Consider the following 15,376-nt stretch of genomic DNA (forward strand, 5'->3'; position numbering starts at 1 on the left):
GGCCCTGCCCTGGCGTAGTCAGGGCAGGGCGGTTCGCCTGCTGTCCAAAGGCGGATTTTCACAGGCCCAGAAGTCTACTGCAGCAATGCGTTCGCTCGGCGGTCCTAACCAATGGGACAGCGGCTGGCACCCGGTTGTCGTGCAGACCTGATAGTCGCCAGCCTCGGGCGTTCGCCCGGCGTGCAAGGGCTGCAGCGGTGGTAGATGACGACGATAGTGCCAAGTGCCGTTGCGCAGTTGAGCGTCGTCCGGAATCTCCATGCCGGCCCCGCTGCCTTTGACCCGTGCCTCTACCAGTACCAGGCCCGCCGGGGTCACTTGGTAATCCTCCTCCCAGCGGACCTTTTCGATACTGTGCTGCCACGCGAGGGTAAATTCGTGCAGTGGCAGGCTGACCCACACCACACCGGCCAGCCCAACGCAAAGGCTGATCATGCGGGGTGTCCAGAGGCCGGTCGGCTTCGCCAGTAGTGCCAACCCAGCACTGCCGCACCCAAAACAAAACCGACCTCATCGCTGATGGGCAGGGCAAGTATCAATGACACGCCAGCAGTGAACGCCAGCAGGCGCTCCCACCAGGGCATGGGGGCACGCAAATGCCCGATCGACGCACATCCCCAAAGGGCAACCGCGAACGCCGCCTTGATCACCATGTACAGCGTGCTGCCCATGCCTTCACCTTGCATCATCAACGCCGGGTCATAGACCGCCATGAAGGGCACAACGAAACCGGCCAAGGCAATGCGCACCGCCCAGAAACTGATCAACAGGCCTTTTTCCTTGGCAATCGGGGCAGCTGCAAAGCACGCCAATGCCACGGGCGGCGTCAGGTCGGCCAGGATGCCGAAATAGAACACGAACATGTGCGAGACGATCAGCGGAACCCCGAGTTCCAACAGGGCCGGGGCGGCAATGGAGCTGGTGATGATGTAGTTGGGGATGGTCGGGATGCCCATACCCAGTACCAGGCAGGTGAGCATGGTCAACACCAGCGAGAGGAACAGGTTGTCGCGTCCCAGGTCAAGGATGTATCCGGCAAAGGTGGTGGCCAGGCCGGTCAGCGAGATGACGCCGATAATGACGCCGACCAGCGCGCAGGCAATACCCACCGGCACTGCATGACGGGCACCCTCCGCGAGGGCCATGACGCATGCGTGCAGGGTGGCGCGACCGCCCTGGACGAAGCAGCACGCAATGGCCAGGCCGGCAATGACCATCAGGATCACCCCGATCCCCATGCGGAAAAAACCTGAACACAGTATCCCGAGTGCAACCCAGAAAGCCGCGCGTAGCCAGGTTTTTTGAGCGCGCAGGATGATGGCCGAGCCAAGGATGACGATGGCGGTCAGGGCCAGGCCGACCATTCCCGAGTACAAAGGCGTTCGCCCGGAAAACAACAGCGCGACCAAGACCATCAGGGGTACGAGCAGGAACCAACGTTGTCGCAACGCATCCCAGGCACTCGGGCACTGTTCGCGAGGCAAGCCATGCAGATGGCTGCGCCGAGCCTCCAGGTGGACCATCCAGTAGACCGAGCCGAAGTACAGCAACGCTGGGATGAGCGCGGCTTTCGCCACCTCGGCGTAGGGCACGTTGATCGTCTCGGCCATGATGAACGCCACGGCGCCCATCACTGGCGGCATCAACTGGCTGCCCATGCTGGAGGTCGCCTCGACGCCACCGGCAAATGCAGGTTTGTAGCCGAAGCGCTTCATCAGCGGAATGGTGAACTGTCCGGTGGTGACGACGTTGGCCACCCCCGAGCCGGTAATGGTACCCATCAGTGCCGAGGAGAACACTGACACTTTGGCCGGCCCCCCGCTGCGATGGCCGAACAGCCCCATGGCGAAATCGGTGAACAGACGAATCATGCCCGCTTGCTCAAGAAATGCGCCGAACAGGATGAACAGGTAAATGTAGGTGGCTGAGACATAGGTCGGTGTGCCATACAGCCCTTCGGTGCCGAATGCCAACTGATTGACGATCTGATCGAGGCCGTAGCCTCGATGCGCGAGTTCGTCTGGCAAGTATTGGCCAAGCAATCCATAGGCCAGAAACAGCGCGCAAATGATGGGCAACGCTATGCCCATCACGCGCCGCGCGGCTTCAAAGACCAAACCAATAAGCAACAGCCCCACGATCAGGTCACTGGTGGTCAGCTCACCGGAGCGTTGAATCAGGTCCCCTTCGAAGTACCACTGGTATGCAGCCGTCGCCATTCCCGCAAGGCCCAGCAGCCAGGCAAGGGGTTGCCACGGCCGACGGTGGCCAGCGAATGAATAGCTCAGGTACACCACCAGCAACAGGAACCCCACGTGTACTGCACGCAGTACTTGGGTGGAAATCAGGGGGAAGGCCGCTGTGGCGATCTGGAAAACCGAAAAGACCAGCGCCACGGCAAAAAGCGCGGCAGGCCAGCGATCGGTACTGGCGTGAAGACCTTGCGCGGTATCACTCATACGCTGCTCCATTGCTTGGGGATATCATCAGGGGAGCAGGTCTTTCTCCTTGAAATACCTCTCTGCTCCTGGATGCAGCGGAATGGGCAGGTTCTTGGCGGCATTTTCCGGCTGGATATCCTTCGCTGCAGCGTGGGCCGTGACCAGGCGTGGAAGGTTCTCGAATATCAGCTTGGTCATCTGATAGGCCAGGTCATCGCCGATGTCGGCGCGGGTGACGAGGATGTTGTTGATGGCCGCCGTTGATACGTCCGCATTCTGACCATCATAGGTGTTGGCAGGAATGGTGGCGGGTTGGTAGGCGTTGTTGCCAATGCGGGTCACCACGTCGGCAGGGATAGGCACGAACACCACCGGCAAGGTCGCGGCCAGGTCTCGGATAGCCGCTTGACCGAGCCCTGAGGATTGCAGCGTGGCGTCAAGCTGACGGTTCTTGATCAGTTCGACGGACTCCGCATAGGGCAGGTATTCAACTTTTCCCATGTCCTGGTAGGTAAGCCCTGCGGCCTTGAAGATGGCGCGGGCATTCAGTTCGGTGCCGGACTTGGGTGCCCCAACCGAGATACGCTTGCCTTTGAGGTCTGACAGGGAGGTGATCCCTGACTCCTTGCTGGCGACGATCTGGATGTAGTTCGGGTAGGTGCCGGCGATGGCGCGGAGTTTCTTCAAGGGCGTTTTGAATCCAGCCTCTGCATCGCCCTTCCAGGCATCTGCCACCGAATCCCCCAACGCGAATGCCAACTCCCCTCGACCGGCTTGCAACAGGTTGAGGTTCTCTACCGAGGCCTTGGTGGCTTGCACCGTGGTCTTGCTGCCCTCGATGCCGTGGCTGTAGATCTGTGAAATGCCTACGCCTACCAGGTAATAGACACCACTGGTACCGCCTGTGAGGATGTTGATGAAGGTCGGTGCAGCCTGGGCAGCCGCACAGACAGTAAACAAGGTGCTGGCCAATGCCAGGCGAAGGGCTCGGTTCATGGCGTCGTTCTCCGCTTGTTGTTGTTATTCCTGCGCCAGTAAACCTAGAACGAATATGCCGTCCCTGCCCAATTTTATGGCTGATTGGCTGGATGACCTCCGCCTTAGAATCGCCAGAAGGCTGGCGAGACCAGTACCAGAACGGTGAGGATTTCGAGCCGTCCCAGCAGCATGCCGATCGTCAATAACCATTTCGCTGCGTCCGGCAAGGAGGCGAAATTCCCTGCAGGGCCGATAAGCGTGCCCAGGCCTGGACCGACGTTGCACACGGCAGTGGCAGCCCCACTCAGTGCCGTCATCCAGTCGAGCCCTATCAGGGAGAGGCCAAGGGCGATGATTGCGATGGTGACGGAGAAGAAGAACGAGAACGTCAGCAGTGAGCGAACGATCTCTTCATCGATGGGGTGCCCATTGTATTTCTTCGAGATCGTTGCCCGTGGATGGATCAACTGTTTCAGGCTGCTGACAAGCAAGGCAGCGGCCACCTGGAAACGGAATATTTTCAAACCGCCAGCGGTAGAGCCCGAGCACCCGCCGACAAACGTCAGGTAAAAGAACAGCATGATGGCGAAGCTGCCCCAGAGCGTGTAATCACCCACGGCAACGCCTGTTGTGGTTACTACCGAGGTCACATTCACCGCAACGATACGAAACGCATCCCACCAGGCCAGATCGCTGTGCAGGCAGAGCCAGGTTCCGACGGTGAGCCAGACGAAGACGAGAAAACCAATGAAACCGCGAACTTGATGGTCCTTGAGCAGGATGCCTCGATGGCCACGCAGCGTGGCGACATACAGCGTGAAGGGCAGGCTGCCGAGTATCATGATGACCACCGCTACCCAATGCACCGCTGGCTGCTCCCAATGGCCCAGCGAGGCATCCGAGGTAGAGAAACCACCGGTTGAAACCAGCGACATCGAATGATTGATGGCTTCGAACGGGGTCATGCCGGCAGCCCACAATGCCCCTGTCCCCAATGCAGTCAGGCCCAGGTAGACCAGCAGGATCATCTTGGCTGCCACATGCGAGCGCGGCGTCACTTTGTCAGACCAATCCGAAGACTCGGTCTGGAACAGTCGCATGCCACCCACGCGCAGCAGTGGCAGGATCGCCACGGCCATGCCGATAAATCCAATGCCTCCCAGCCAGTGCAGCAGGGAACGCCATATCAGCAGCCCCGGTGATGCACTGTCCAGGCCAGTCAGCACGGTCGAGCCGGTGGTGGTGATTCCCGACATGGTCTCGAAGAACGCGTCCGTGTAACTGATGTGTCGAATGAACACCATCGGCAGCGCCGCAAACGCGCACACGATGACCCAGCTTGCCGTCGTGAGCAGATACATATCCCTGGTCCGCAGTTGCGGTGTGTCGGGGACGCCGCGGGCTACCATGAGCAGGCCGGCGCATAGAACGATCAGGCTCGACCAGACGAATGCACCGAGGTCGTCGCTGCGGTCGTACACCAGCAGCGTCAGCATCGGAATCACCATGCTGACGGCCAACGTGATCAGGAATACACCAATAATGAAGGCGATGAAACGCAATGCAGGAAGCGGCATTGAGGGAGCTCGTTGGGACAGTGCCGGCAGTATTGCCTGCTTTACGGTAATGTCGAGTAAAAAAGGCGTAAAGTCGTGGGAGGGATTTTTTACGCCGCTATCTGGCCCCTGCTCGATAGCTCATTGGGTTGACCTCTCCGAGCGTTCTCGTCTATCGGCTCCGAAGCGGCTGGAAGGGCGGCCTCAAGCACCGCTTGCTCTCTGCTCGCGGCGCTTGTGCGGCACTATCGATAGTGCCGCAGAGGGCATGGAAAGCCCTAGGCTCTGTACGAAATGCCTTGATACTGGTTCATGCTGCGTTGAAAACAGCCTCGGAATGCTCATGTACTCCAGTACAGTCGGGCGCGACCCCGGCCGTTCCTCGGCTGTTTTCGCCTTGCCTGACCTGCGTCTCAAGACTTTTCGTAAAGAGCCTAAGGCTGCCCGGATCACATGATCAGAGGCACGCCACTGAGTTTCTGCAGCTCGTCAAAATCGATGTCCGCGCAGATCTCGATCACTTTCAGCCCTTCAGGTGTCACTTCCAGCACCGCCAGGTCGGTGTAGATGCGGCTGACGCAAGCAATGCCGGTCAGCGGGTAGGTGCACTCGGGCACCAGCTTGCTTTCGCCGGTCTTGGTCAGGTGGTCCATCATCACGAACACCTGGCGGGCGCCGGTGGCCAGGTCCATTGCGCCGCCTACGGCCGGGATCGAACCTTCGGCGCCGGTGTGCCAGTTGGCCAGGTCGCCCTTGACCGACACCTGGAAGGCGCCCAGTACAGCGATGTCCAGGTGGCCGCCACGCATCATCGAGAACGAGTCGGCATGGTGGAAGAAGGCCCCACCGGTCAGCAGGGTGACGTGCTGCTTGCCGGCGTTGATCAGGTCATCGTCTTCCTCGCCCGGCGCAGGGCTTGGGCCCATGCCCAGCAGGCCGTTCTCGCTGTGCAGGAACACTTCCTTGTCGCCCAGGTAGTTGGCCACCAGGGTCGGTGCGCCGATGCCCAGGTTTACATAAGCGCCTTCCTGGATGTCTGCGGCCACGCGTTGGGCCATCTCGGTGCGGGAGAGCTTTTTGGTGATGGTCATGGCAGGCCTCAGACAGCTTTGGCAATCGAAGAAACGGCAGCACCGGTGACGGCGACCACACGCTGGACGAAGATACCCGGGGTGATGATGTGTTCCGGGTCCAGTTCACCAAGTTCGACGACTTGGTCGACCTGGGCAATGGCGGTCTTGGCGGCCATGGCCATGATCGGGCCGAAGTTCCGGGCGGCCTTGCGGTAGGTCAGGTTGCCCCAACGGTCACCCTTGTGCGCCTTGATCAGTGCGAAGTCGGCGTGCAGCGGCATTTCCAGCACGTACATGCGGCCGTCGATCTCACGGGTTTCCTTGCCCTCGGCCAGCAGGGTGCCGTAGCCGGTCGGTGAGAAGAACGCACCAATGCCGGAGCCTGCGGCGCGGATACGCTCGGCCAGGTTGCCCTGCGGGACCACTTCCAGCTCGATCTTGCCGGCGCGGTACAGCTCGTCGAACACGTAGGAGTCGGACTGGCGCGGGAACGAGCAGACCACTTTGCGCACGCTACCTGCCATGAGCAGGGCGGCCAGGCCGATCTCGCCGTTGCCGGCGTTGTTGCTGATGATGGTCAGGTCGCGGGCACCGGTGGCAATGAGGCCATCGATCAGCTCGGACGGCATGCCAGCCGTGCCGAAGCCACCGACCATGATGGTCGAACCGTCGGTGATCCCTTCCACCGCGCTGGCGATGGACTCGTACGTTTTATTGATCAAGGCGAGCTCCTGGTTGTTCCTGGAGTTGTGGTTGTCGGGCTGGCCGGAGCGCGTGAAGCGATGGGCCTGTCAGCACGTGATTTGGCTTGCTGACTTTCGCTATAGCGTGCCGCAAGATAGGGCAACAGTAGAGAGGGTTTGGCTGAATTTGTGCGATTATCGAACTGTTGTGCGATCTGCGAGCAGTTCTGGAGGCTATGTGCACCCGAGTGGTGGGAGCACCTGGCCGAGCAGATGGCGCGTTCCAACTGTCGGGCAGATATAGATGAGGACCGCTTGATCATGGGTTATACGATCAAGTTGTTCTGACGGGGGTAGATGACCCGACGCCAGCTCGGTTCAAGAAGCTATCTTGCGCTGCGAAGAAGCGATAACTGCCTAATACAGTCGATTGCCTTACTGGCCTCTTCGCTGCGCAAGACTGCTCCTGCAAGGTGATGGGCAAGCCAGCCCGTGGAGCAGGACAGTTGCGTGCTCAGGTCACTGCAAGGTGTCGGGCTTCAGGCTATCCGGCAATTGCCGAATAGCCGCCTCAAGCCGCGCGATCGGCCCAGCGAGTTGATCCGCCTCCTTGTCCTTGCCTTCACCTCTCAGACGATCACACTCAACGCGCAGGTCTAGCAGATTCTTCTGCAGCTTTAGTGCAGAGGTTTTGAACGAGTCCATGCATTTCTCACGCTGTAGGCTTCCGTGCCGTTGTAGGAAAAATGGACCGTAGCAGCTCGAATTTGCCTGAGAAACTGATGTTTCATACAGGTAAGACTCATTGCCACGTCATTTCCTACAGATTGCGGTAAACAATCCTACAAACCGTGTTTCAGATCGTGTCCTCCCAAGTAAGCTCAATCTACCGTATTGGCTGGGTTCAGGCGCTTCCGAGAGGCAGCACACTGAACGCAGGTACTGCGCAAAGCTGGAGGCATGATTAGAAACTTCGTGTATCAATTGCCGGCCCGCGGCGACACGTGCTCAGCGTCAACCACTGCGGCTGAATCCAGCCCGGCGGCATCCGCGCATCGCATCTGATCCGCTTTTTTTCCATAAACCTGAATCTGTAACCGTATCAGCCCAAGCTCGACAATATGCCCATTCCCGCATCACAACTGTAGAGGTTCCAATGGGCAAGCTGGCGCTGTTCCTGGGTGGTTTTCTGCTGCTGACGATTCTGATTGGTATTCTTGGCACCATTCCGCCAAGCTGAGTTCAACTGCGTTTTCCCTGCGCGGCCCGTCCATTTCAAGCGACGGGCCCAATCTATTGGCAAATGGCCGGTAATCATTTTCATTGCACTGCTGAATCAGTGGTAGGTGCACGTCATTCTCAAGGCAGGAGCGGATCGAGCGGCTCAAGTTGGCCGATTCGGCATTTCTGCTTGTGCGATAAGTCGTTCTTTACGCTGGGAATTCTGTCCACAAAAAACGTGGGTAGGTCTGTGGATAAAGTGCTGCAAGCCAGACCCGCGGCGGGCTCTGTTAAATTGAGCAGAAATTGAACAGTCGTTTCATGGCCTGTTTCAGCTAGGCGAGCCAGCTCGTCGCAGGGCTGCCAGCAAGTCACGTACCCGCGCCGGCAACTCGCCAGCAGGGTATACCGCGTGCATCTGTGGGTCCTGGCCGCTGCTGGATGTCAGGCGGTACTGTGGACACACCCGCACCAGGCGGCCGGCCTTGACCTGTGTTTCGCCGACCCAGGCGGCAAGGCGGGCGATGCCGGCGCCGGCCAGTGTGCTGTGGAATACCGCGCCTCCTGAGCCCAGGCGAAGCCTGGGCCTGGGGCGCAGGCTGGTGATCTGGCCATCGTGGCAGAAGTGCCAGGCCTTGAGGATGCGCGGCGCGGTATGCAGGATCAAGGTGTGTCCATTCAGGTCTTCCGGGTGTTGCGGTGTGCCAGCCAGGGCCAGATATGCCGGGCTTGCATACAGATGTCGCTGGTAGGGCCAAAGCGGGTAGCCAATCAGCTCGCTCGATTGCGGGAAGGCACCGCGCACCACGAAATCGAATTTACCTTGCAGCGGGTCGAGGGCTTCGTCGCTGTACTGGACGTCCAGGGTCACTTGGGGGTGGCAGCGGGAAAACTCGGCAAGCACCTGTGGTAGCACAAGCTCTCCCAGCAGTTGCGGCGCGGCAAAGCGAATCCAGCCTTGGGCGCTGCCACTGAGCGCGGCCAGTTCATCGGCAGCATCGCGTTGCACATCCAGCAAGCGTTCGGCATGCGGTAGCAAGCGCTCGCCGGCCTCGGTCAGGGTTACGGCGTTGGCGTTGCGGTTGAGCAATTTGCTTCCCGCATTGTCTTCCAGGGTTTGTACCGCGCGTGTAACTGCACTGGGTGAACGCCCCAGCGCGCGGGCGGCAGCAACGAAGCTGCGCTTATGTGCGACGCTGACGAACGCCTGGATTTCCCGCAGCATGTCCAATGCCATTGCCTGCTCCTTGTTGCAGTTATCGCAATATGGCATTTCAACACAAGTGCGCCACTTTGATTAGCCTTGCAGGCGTCTTCACTGCCTGGAACCGCGTCATGATGGATATTGCTGTGCTTTCTGTGTTCGCCTTCGCCGCTGGGTTGATCGACGCCGCGGTGGGTGGCGGCGGGCTGATCCAGATCCCGGCCTTATTCAACGTGTTGCCCACCGCGCAACCGGCGGCATTGCTCGGCAGCAACAAGCTGGCGTCCGTGTTCGGCACGGCTTTCGCGGCCCGCTCGTTTATCCGTAAAGTGACGCTGGATTGGGGGTTGATCGTGCCGGCGGCGCTCAGTGCCTTTGTCATGTCGTTCGCGGGGGCCGCAACGGTGTCGCTGGTACCGCCCAGCGTGATGCGCCCGGCAGTGCTGGTGCTGATCGTGCTGATGGCTATCTACACCTTCTGCAAGAAGGACTTCGGCACCTTGCACAAACCTGCGCAGATCGGCCGCAAGGAGCAATGCCTGGCAGTGCTGATCGGCGGCGCTATCGGCTTCTACGATGGCCTGTTCGGCCCCGGCACCGGTAGCTTTCTGATTTTCCTGTTCATCCGCTTCTTTGCCCTGGACTTCCTGCACGCGTCGGCTTCGGCCAAGGTGGTGAACATTGCCACCAACCTGGCGGCGCTGGTGTTCTTCGTGCCGACCGGCAACGTGCTGTACGCCATCGCCTTGCCCATGGCGGTGTGTAACATTCTTGGCGCGCTGACCGGTACCTGGCTGGCGGTACGCAAGGGGGCCGGTTTTGTCCGCGGGCTGTTCCTGGTGCTGTTGTGTGTGCTGATCGCCAAGCTGTCGTGGGACTTGCTGGCTGGCTAGTTCAAATCACCAGGCGTTGTGCTTCGGCCTGTTCGACGCGGTTGCGGCCATGGGCCTTTGCCCGGTACAGAGCCTGGTCGGCACTCGCCAGCAGTTCCTCCAGGCCGGGGGCCGGCATGTTCGCGTTGCAGCCTGCCACACCGATACTCACGGTAATCTGCAGGCGCTGGTCGGCCTGCACCACGTGCAGGTCCTGTATGGCGCGGCGCAGGCGCTCGGCGGTGAATGCGGCCCGCTCTGGCGCAAGTCCCGGCAGCATGACAACGAATTCTTCGCCACCCAGGCGTGCTAACAGCTCGTCGTTGTGCAGCTGGTCCTGCAGGGTGCTGGCGAATTGGCGCAGCACCTGGTCACCGACTGCATGTCCGTGGGCATCGTTGATCGACTTGAAGTGGTCGATGTCCAGCATCATCAGGGTCAGAGGCAGCGCCTGGGCGTGCTGTTGACGGCTCTCCAGCAGCGCATTGGCGCGCTGCGTGAAGGCGCTGCGGGTGAGCGCACCGGTGAGGTGATCGACGGTGGCCTGGTGCGCCAGACGGGCCATGAGGCTACGGTTGGCCTGGCTGACGCAAGCCACCACCAGCGGCCCGAGCACCAGCATGGCGATGCCCAGGCGCGCCGACATCAGCGTGGTAACCCCTGGCTCGCTCTGCGGCACGCTGAAGTGCATGAGGTTTTGCGCCACGGCCACGATCAGCGTGCTGCCGGCCGTGAGCGTCAGCAATGAAACCAGGAACGGTGAGTAGGTCCAGGCACACCACAGCAACGCGGCAATCGGGAAGGCAATGGCCCCAGGGCCACCAAATGCGATGCTGAATGCCAGCGAGGCCAGCAGCACCAGCAACGGCGCCAGGCGGATGGGCTGCGCGCCGCCGCGCATCAAGGCCCGCACCGAGGGCGCTGTAAGCAGCACCGGCAGCACCAGCACGCCGGTCGAGAACTGTTCGCTGAACCAGGCTAGCCAGGTGGCGCGCAACGACTGTTGGAACCACGGTGCGGCCATTGCCGCTGCCATGCTGGCCGCTACCGCGGCAGCGGCGGCGCAGGCGGCGAACACGCGGAGTACGCCATATGGGCTGCGCATGCGCCGGTGCATGCGTGGCAAGCGCGACAGCAGCTGCCAGAGGGTGACCACCACGGCAAGATTGCACAGGTTGAGCCACAGCGCCGGCACCCAAGCGCTGCCGCACAGCAGGTCGGCCCCAACCATGGCCAGCCACACCAGGCTGAAGCCCGTAAACGTGGCTTGACGGGGGTAGCGCAGCAGTACGCCGGCCAGTACCGCATTGACTGGCCAGAACAGCGACAGCGATTCGATCGGGCGTGCCAAAATACCGCCCAGGGTAAGGGCGAAGGTCACGCCAAGTACAACGACATAAGGCAACACGCGCGATTGGGCTGGAAAAACCATGAACTCGACCGGCAAGCGGAAACGAAATCCAGGACAACGCGATACAGCACCTGGGGCAATTACCCGCAGTGTGTTGGGTCAGGGTGGTTGATGTCAATCTGCCGCGATTGGTTGCGATAATGTCAAATTGCCTCTATTTCTGGTTACTTTCATCACAGTCCAAAGAACCACGGCACCATCACGACGGTAACCAGCATCACCAGGACGGTGAACGGTACGCCAACCTTGACGAAGTCAGCGAAGCGGTATTGCCCCGGCCCAAGCACCAGCGTGTTGACCGGTGATGACACCGGCGTCATGAACGCCGCCGACGCGGCCAGCGCTACGGTCATGGCGAACGGGTAGGGCGACATGCCCAGCTGCGCCGCAGTGCTGACAGCCACCGGAGCCATCAATACTGCGGTGGCGGTGTTGGAAATGAACAGCCCGATCACTGCAGTGACGGCGAACAGGCAGGCAAGAATGGCGCTGGGGCCGGCACCACCCAGCACGTTTACCAGCGCACCTACCGCCAGGTCGATGCCGCCGGTTTTCTGCAGCGCCTGGGCGAAGGGCAGCATGCCGACGATCAGCACCAGGCTTTGCCAGTGGATGGCGCGGTAGGCACTGTTCATGTCGATGCAGCGGCCTGCGCCCATCAGCAGGCAGCCGATCAGCGCAGCAATGACATTGGGTACGGCGCCGCTAACCATTAGCCCGACCATCACTGCCAGGCTGAGTACTGCTTGCGGCGCGCGGGTGCGGGCTGGTGCGACCAGGTCGATCTCGGCGGGCAGGCTCAATACCAGGAAGTCTTTGGGATTGCTTTGCAACTGGCGTACCGCCTTCCACGGGCCGACTACCAGCAGGGTGTCGCCCAGGCGCAGCTTTTCTTCCAGCAGTTGCTCTTCGATAGCGGCCTGATCGCGGCGCAGGCCGACCACGTTGAGGCCATAGCGGGTGCGAAACGCCAGCTCAAGGATGCTCTTGCCGATCAACTGTGAGCCGGGCGGCAGCGAGACCTCAGCCATTCCCAAATCCTGGGACTGGTCGATGAAGTAGGCGGCCTTGAAGTGCAACGGCTCCAGTTGCATGGTTTGGCACAGGCTGCGCAGGTCGTCATGCTTGGCGAACAGGTCGAGCAGCAGCACGTCGCCCTGATGCAACACGGTGCCCGAGTCGGCAGCGATCACGCGCGTGGTGAACTTGTGCTGGCGCTCGATGCCGATCACGTTGGCGCCGTGTCTGGTGCGCAGTTCCAGTTCGCCGAGGTTGTGGCCGATCAGCGGCGAGTGAGGGCGGATGCGCAGGCGCCGTTCACGGCCATTGAGCTTGTAGTCCAGTACCAGGTCCAGCAAGGTGCGGCGGCTTTCCACCCGGCCATCCTTGCGCACTTCACCGTTGAGCCAGTGCCGGGTCAGCAGCATGTAGCCAATGCCCAGCACCAGCACCACCAGGCCGAACGGGGTAAAGCTGAAGAAGCTGAACCCCGCTTCGCCATGGCGGACCAGCTCGCTGTGCACCACCACGTTGGGCGGTGTGGCGACCAGGCTGAGCATGCCACTGATGAGGCCGGCAAAAGCCAGTGGCATCATCAGGCGGCTGGGTGAAAGCTGCAGGCGTGCAGCGATGCTCAGTACCACCGGGATAAAAATGGCCACCACACCGGTGGAGCTCATGATCGATCCCAGCCCGGCCACCGCCACCATCAGCAGTACCAGCAGGCGTGCCTCGCTATTGCCGGCCCGCTCGCTCATCCATTCGCCGATGCGATAGGCAATGCCGGTGCGCACCAAGCCTTCGCCAATCACGAACAGGGCGGCGATCAGCACCACGTTGGGGTCGCTGAACCCGGCCAGGGCCTGTTCCACGGTAAGGATGCCGAGTAGTGGCAGGGCGAGAATCACCAGCAGCGCGACCACGTCCATGCGTGGGCGGTTGATGACGAACAGGGTAATCACGATGGCCAGCAGGCCGAGGACCCAGAGCAACTCATGGTTCATGGGGAGGGGGTGTTCCTTCACACGGGGACACGATAGACAGTAGCAGTCAGTGTGCCTGCTTGTAGTGAAGGGGGTGTTGATGTGCTGCAACAAAAAGGGCCGCTATGCGGCCCTCTGGTCACGGGGTCAGTGACGGTGGCGGCGGTGCTTCTTGCTGCCGCGGTTGTCGTCGCCCAGATGGTTGCCGAGGGCACCACCGGCTGCGCCGCCCAGGCCGGCACCCACGGTCGAACCGGTCCTGCCGCCTACTGCGCCGCCCAGCAGCGAGCCGCCGGCCGAGCCCAGGCCACCGCCGATGGCGGCTTCGGTGCGGTTGCCCTTGCGCGCACCGACAGCGCTACCGGCTGCGCCGCCAACGCCGGCACCGATGGCCGCGCCGGTCTTGCCGCCGAGCTGTTGACCAACAACGTTGCCCAGGACACCCCCCAGGCCGCCGCCAATGGCGGCAGTACCGTCACCGGCGAAAGCGCCCTGGCACAGCAGCAGGCCGAGGGCAAGGGAAGGCAGAGTCAGACGCATGATACGAACCTCAAAGGAATCATCAGGATAAGTCGCCGCGCAACGGGCGGCAGGTCAGGGCTGAAAGGACGCTTCAGCGGTAGTAGCGGTCACCGCGGTATTGCCGATCGTCATCGTCGTCGCGGTCATGGCGATGGTGGTGGCGATGGTCACGGTCGCGGTCACGCCAGCCGTCGTCATCATGGTAGCGATGGCTATGGCAACCTGCGGTCAGCAGGACAACAGCAACCAGAGAAAGGCTTGCAAGACGCGTGAGCACGATATAGGTCCTTGATCCGCATAGGTTTACGGGGCACCTTTTAAGACTGGGACCGATCGATTTGGTTTCCCGGGCGGGCAAAAAAATTGTGCTTCAAGTGATCAGCGCCAAGGCGTCCGCCTGAAAGAACGGGCTGTGGCGCTGACCGGCATTGATCGTTCCAAGCGTATCAATACGTTCTGGCCATGCTTGGCCGGCGGCGAGGTGCTCTGCAATGGGTCGCCTTGGCCAGGGCGTGGTGAATCAGGATGCCGGTTGAATCGCCAGCACCACGCCATTGGTGATCTGCACCAGCACATAATGCTTACCCATGCGCACCCAGTGGCTTTCCTTTTCCGGTTCTGGCAGGCCTTTGGCTTTCCAATCCTGGATGGCCTGGTCATCGCGTTTGTACTGGTCCGGGGCCTTGTCGCCGACGCTTAGTTCACGGTTGTGGGTTTCGGGGGCGGTGATGCTTTCTTCGCTCGAGGGGGCGGCGCTGACGCTCAGGGGCAGGCAAGGCAGGGCGGCGAGTAGCAGATAGTGCAGTTTCATGATGCGTTCCTCGTGATGGCATGTTTTATCTGCGACAGCGGCAAGTGCGCGGCAATTCACTCGGAATGCCTGCCAGTGCTAGAGTCGCCTTCTTTTTTGCGACTCCGAGGATGAAACATGCGTGCGATTCTGCCGTTGGCTGCGGTGCTGATGCTGGCCGGTTGTGCTTCTGCGACCATGGAAACCGCGCGTGGCGGCAAGCCGACTGCGCAGCTCGACTCGCACAAGGCACCAGCGCTGGTTGCCCAGTGCATCCAGTTCAGTTGGCAGGAAGAGAAGGTGTTCGGTGATGACGCCAGCGGCTACCTGGAACAGCGCAAGCAGGGCGGGTTCACCGTGTATACCCGTGAGGCCGAAGCGTTCGTGGACGTTTACCCGCAGTCGGGCGGAACGCGTGTGGATTACTACGCGAAGCAGAACGACGGCGTGGCCCTGCAACGCCGGGCTGCTGCTGCAACCTGCCTGTAACGGCTGGCGCCTGTGCTGGCTTTATCACCACTCCTGCAAGGGCCCGCCTATTCAGGGTAATGAGCAAGGCAGTTGTTGCCACAGCAGAGGGCGCGCAGGCTTTACACTTTTTATCAAGACAGCTGTGTTGCAGGGTGCGCGGTGACAGCTAGCA

The 15,376-nt window shown here is 61.1% G+C and carries 16 protein-coding genes; 2 read left to right on the forward strand and 14 right to left on the reverse strand.

Going from position 1 to position 15,376, the window contains the following annotated elements:
* Window positions 1-18: 18 nt before the first annotated feature.
* From AC3B5Q_RS10065 to AC3B5Q_RS10105, 9 genes are all read right to left on the reverse strand, one after another.
* A complete protein-coding gene (locus AC3B5Q_RS10065) occupies window positions 19-435 on the reverse strand; it encodes a DUF1850 domain-containing protein (RefSeq protein ID WP_021782171.1) in 417 nt (138 codons plus the stop codon).
* A complete protein-coding gene (locus AC3B5Q_RS10070; RefSeq protein ID WP_103444850.1) occupies window positions 432-2,459 on the reverse strand; it encodes a TRAP transporter permease in 2,028 nt (675 codons plus the stop codon). The genes AC3B5Q_RS10065 and AC3B5Q_RS10070 overlap by 4 nt, the downstream gene beginning before the upstream one ends.
* Before the next feature lie 27 nt (window positions 2,460-2,486).
* Window positions 2,487-3,437 carry a TAXI family TRAP transporter solute-binding subunit gene (locus tag AC3B5Q_RS10075; protein WP_488393068.1) on the reverse strand — a complete coding sequence of 317 codons (951 nt, stop codon included), beginning with the start codon at window positions 3,435-3,437 and terminating at the stop codon, window positions 2,487-2,489.
* Between the two features lie 104 nt (window positions 3,438-3,541).
* A complete protein-coding gene (locus AC3B5Q_RS10080) occupies window positions 3,542-4,996 on the reverse strand; it encodes a TrkH family potassium uptake protein (protein WP_101196153.1) in 1,455 nt (484 codons plus the stop codon).
* Between the two features lie 428 nt (window positions 4,997-5,424).
* The gene (locus AC3B5Q_RS10085) at window positions 5,425-6,066 is read right to left on the reverse strand and encodes a 3-oxoacid CoA-transferase subunit B (protein WP_021782175.1); all 642 of its coding nucleotides are present in this window, start codon (window positions 6,064-6,066) and stop codon (window positions 5,425-5,427) included.
* 8 nt (window positions 6,067-6,074) lie between these two features.
* Window positions 6,075-6,770: a 3-oxoacid CoA-transferase subunit A gene (locus AC3B5Q_RS10090; RefSeq protein WP_103469815.1), complete on the reverse strand. Its 696-nt coding sequence runs from the start codon at window positions 6,768-6,770 to the stop codon at window positions 6,075-6,077.
* Between the two features lie 480 nt (window positions 6,771-7,250).
* Window positions 7,251-7,436, reverse strand: coding sequence for a hypothetical protein (locus AC3B5Q_RS10095; protein WP_103469814.1), 186 nt, complete (start codon window positions 7,434-7,436; stop codon window positions 7,251-7,253).
* Between the two features lie 397 nt (window positions 7,437-7,833).
* The gene (locus tag AC3B5Q_RS10100; protein WP_488393069.1) at window positions 7,834-8,055 is read right to left on the reverse strand and encodes a hypothetical protein; all 222 of its coding nucleotides are present in this window, start codon (window positions 8,053-8,055) and stop codon (window positions 7,834-7,836) included.
* 228 nt (window positions 8,056-8,283) lie between these two features.
* Complete coding sequence (locus tag AC3B5Q_RS10105; RefSeq protein WP_488393070.1) at window positions 8,284-9,189, reverse strand: LysR family transcriptional regulator; 906 nt, start codon at window positions 9,187-9,189, stop codon at window positions 8,284-8,286.
* Between the two features lie 98 nt (window positions 9,190-9,287).
* On the opposite strand from AC3B5Q_RS10105, the gene AC3B5Q_RS10110 reads away from it, so the two are divergent.
* A complete protein-coding gene (locus AC3B5Q_RS10110; RefSeq protein ID WP_021782178.1) occupies window positions 9,288-10,049 on the forward strand; it encodes a sulfite exporter TauE/SafE family protein in 762 nt (253 codons plus the stop codon).
* A gap of 1 nt (window position 10,050) precedes the next feature.
* Here the strand turns inward: AC3B5Q_RS10110 and AC3B5Q_RS10115 are convergent, their stop codons facing one another.
* The 5 genes from AC3B5Q_RS10115 to AC3B5Q_RS10135 all read right to left on the reverse strand — a co-directional run bounded on the left by AC3B5Q_RS10115 (window position 10,051) and on the right by AC3B5Q_RS10135 (window position 14,754).
* Window positions 10,051-11,475, reverse strand: coding sequence for a GGDEF domain-containing protein (locus AC3B5Q_RS10115; protein ID WP_021782179.1), 1,425 nt, complete (start codon window positions 11,473-11,475; stop codon window positions 10,051-10,053).
* A 137-nt stretch (window positions 11,476-11,612) separates the two neighbouring features.
* Window positions 11,613-13,442: an SLC13 family permease gene (locus AC3B5Q_RS10120; protein ID WP_274101800.1), complete on the reverse strand. Its 1,830-nt coding sequence runs from the start codon at window positions 13,440-13,442 to the stop codon at window positions 11,613-11,615.
* A gap of 126 nt (window positions 13,443-13,568) precedes the next feature.
* Window positions 13,569-13,961 (reverse strand): glycine zipper domain-containing protein, encoded by a 393-nt coding sequence (locus AC3B5Q_RS10125; RefSeq protein ID WP_103462316.1) that lies wholly within the window; start codon window positions 13,959-13,961, stop codon window positions 13,569-13,571.
* Between the two features lie 73 nt (window positions 13,962-14,034).
* Complete coding sequence (locus AC3B5Q_RS10130) at window positions 14,035-14,220, reverse strand: hypothetical protein (protein ID WP_004577263.1); 186 nt, start codon at window positions 14,218-14,220, stop codon at window positions 14,035-14,037.
* A 243-nt stretch (window positions 14,221-14,463) separates the two neighbouring features.
* On the reverse strand, window positions 14,464-14,754 hold the full coding sequence (locus tag AC3B5Q_RS10135; protein ID WP_103462317.1) for an RcnB family protein: 291 nt from the start codon (window positions 14,752-14,754) through the stop codon (window positions 14,464-14,466).
* Between the two features lie 117 nt (window positions 14,755-14,871).
* Between AC3B5Q_RS10135 and AC3B5Q_RS10140 the strand changes: the two genes are divergently transcribed.
* Window positions 14,872-15,222: a hypothetical protein gene (locus AC3B5Q_RS10140; protein WP_021782183.1), complete on the forward strand. Its 351-nt coding sequence runs from the start codon at window positions 14,872-14,874 to the stop codon at window positions 15,220-15,222.
* The last annotated feature ends 154 nt before the right edge of the window (window positions 15,223-15,376 follow it).

The organism is Pseudomonas sp. D5(2026), from assembly GCF_057766845.1.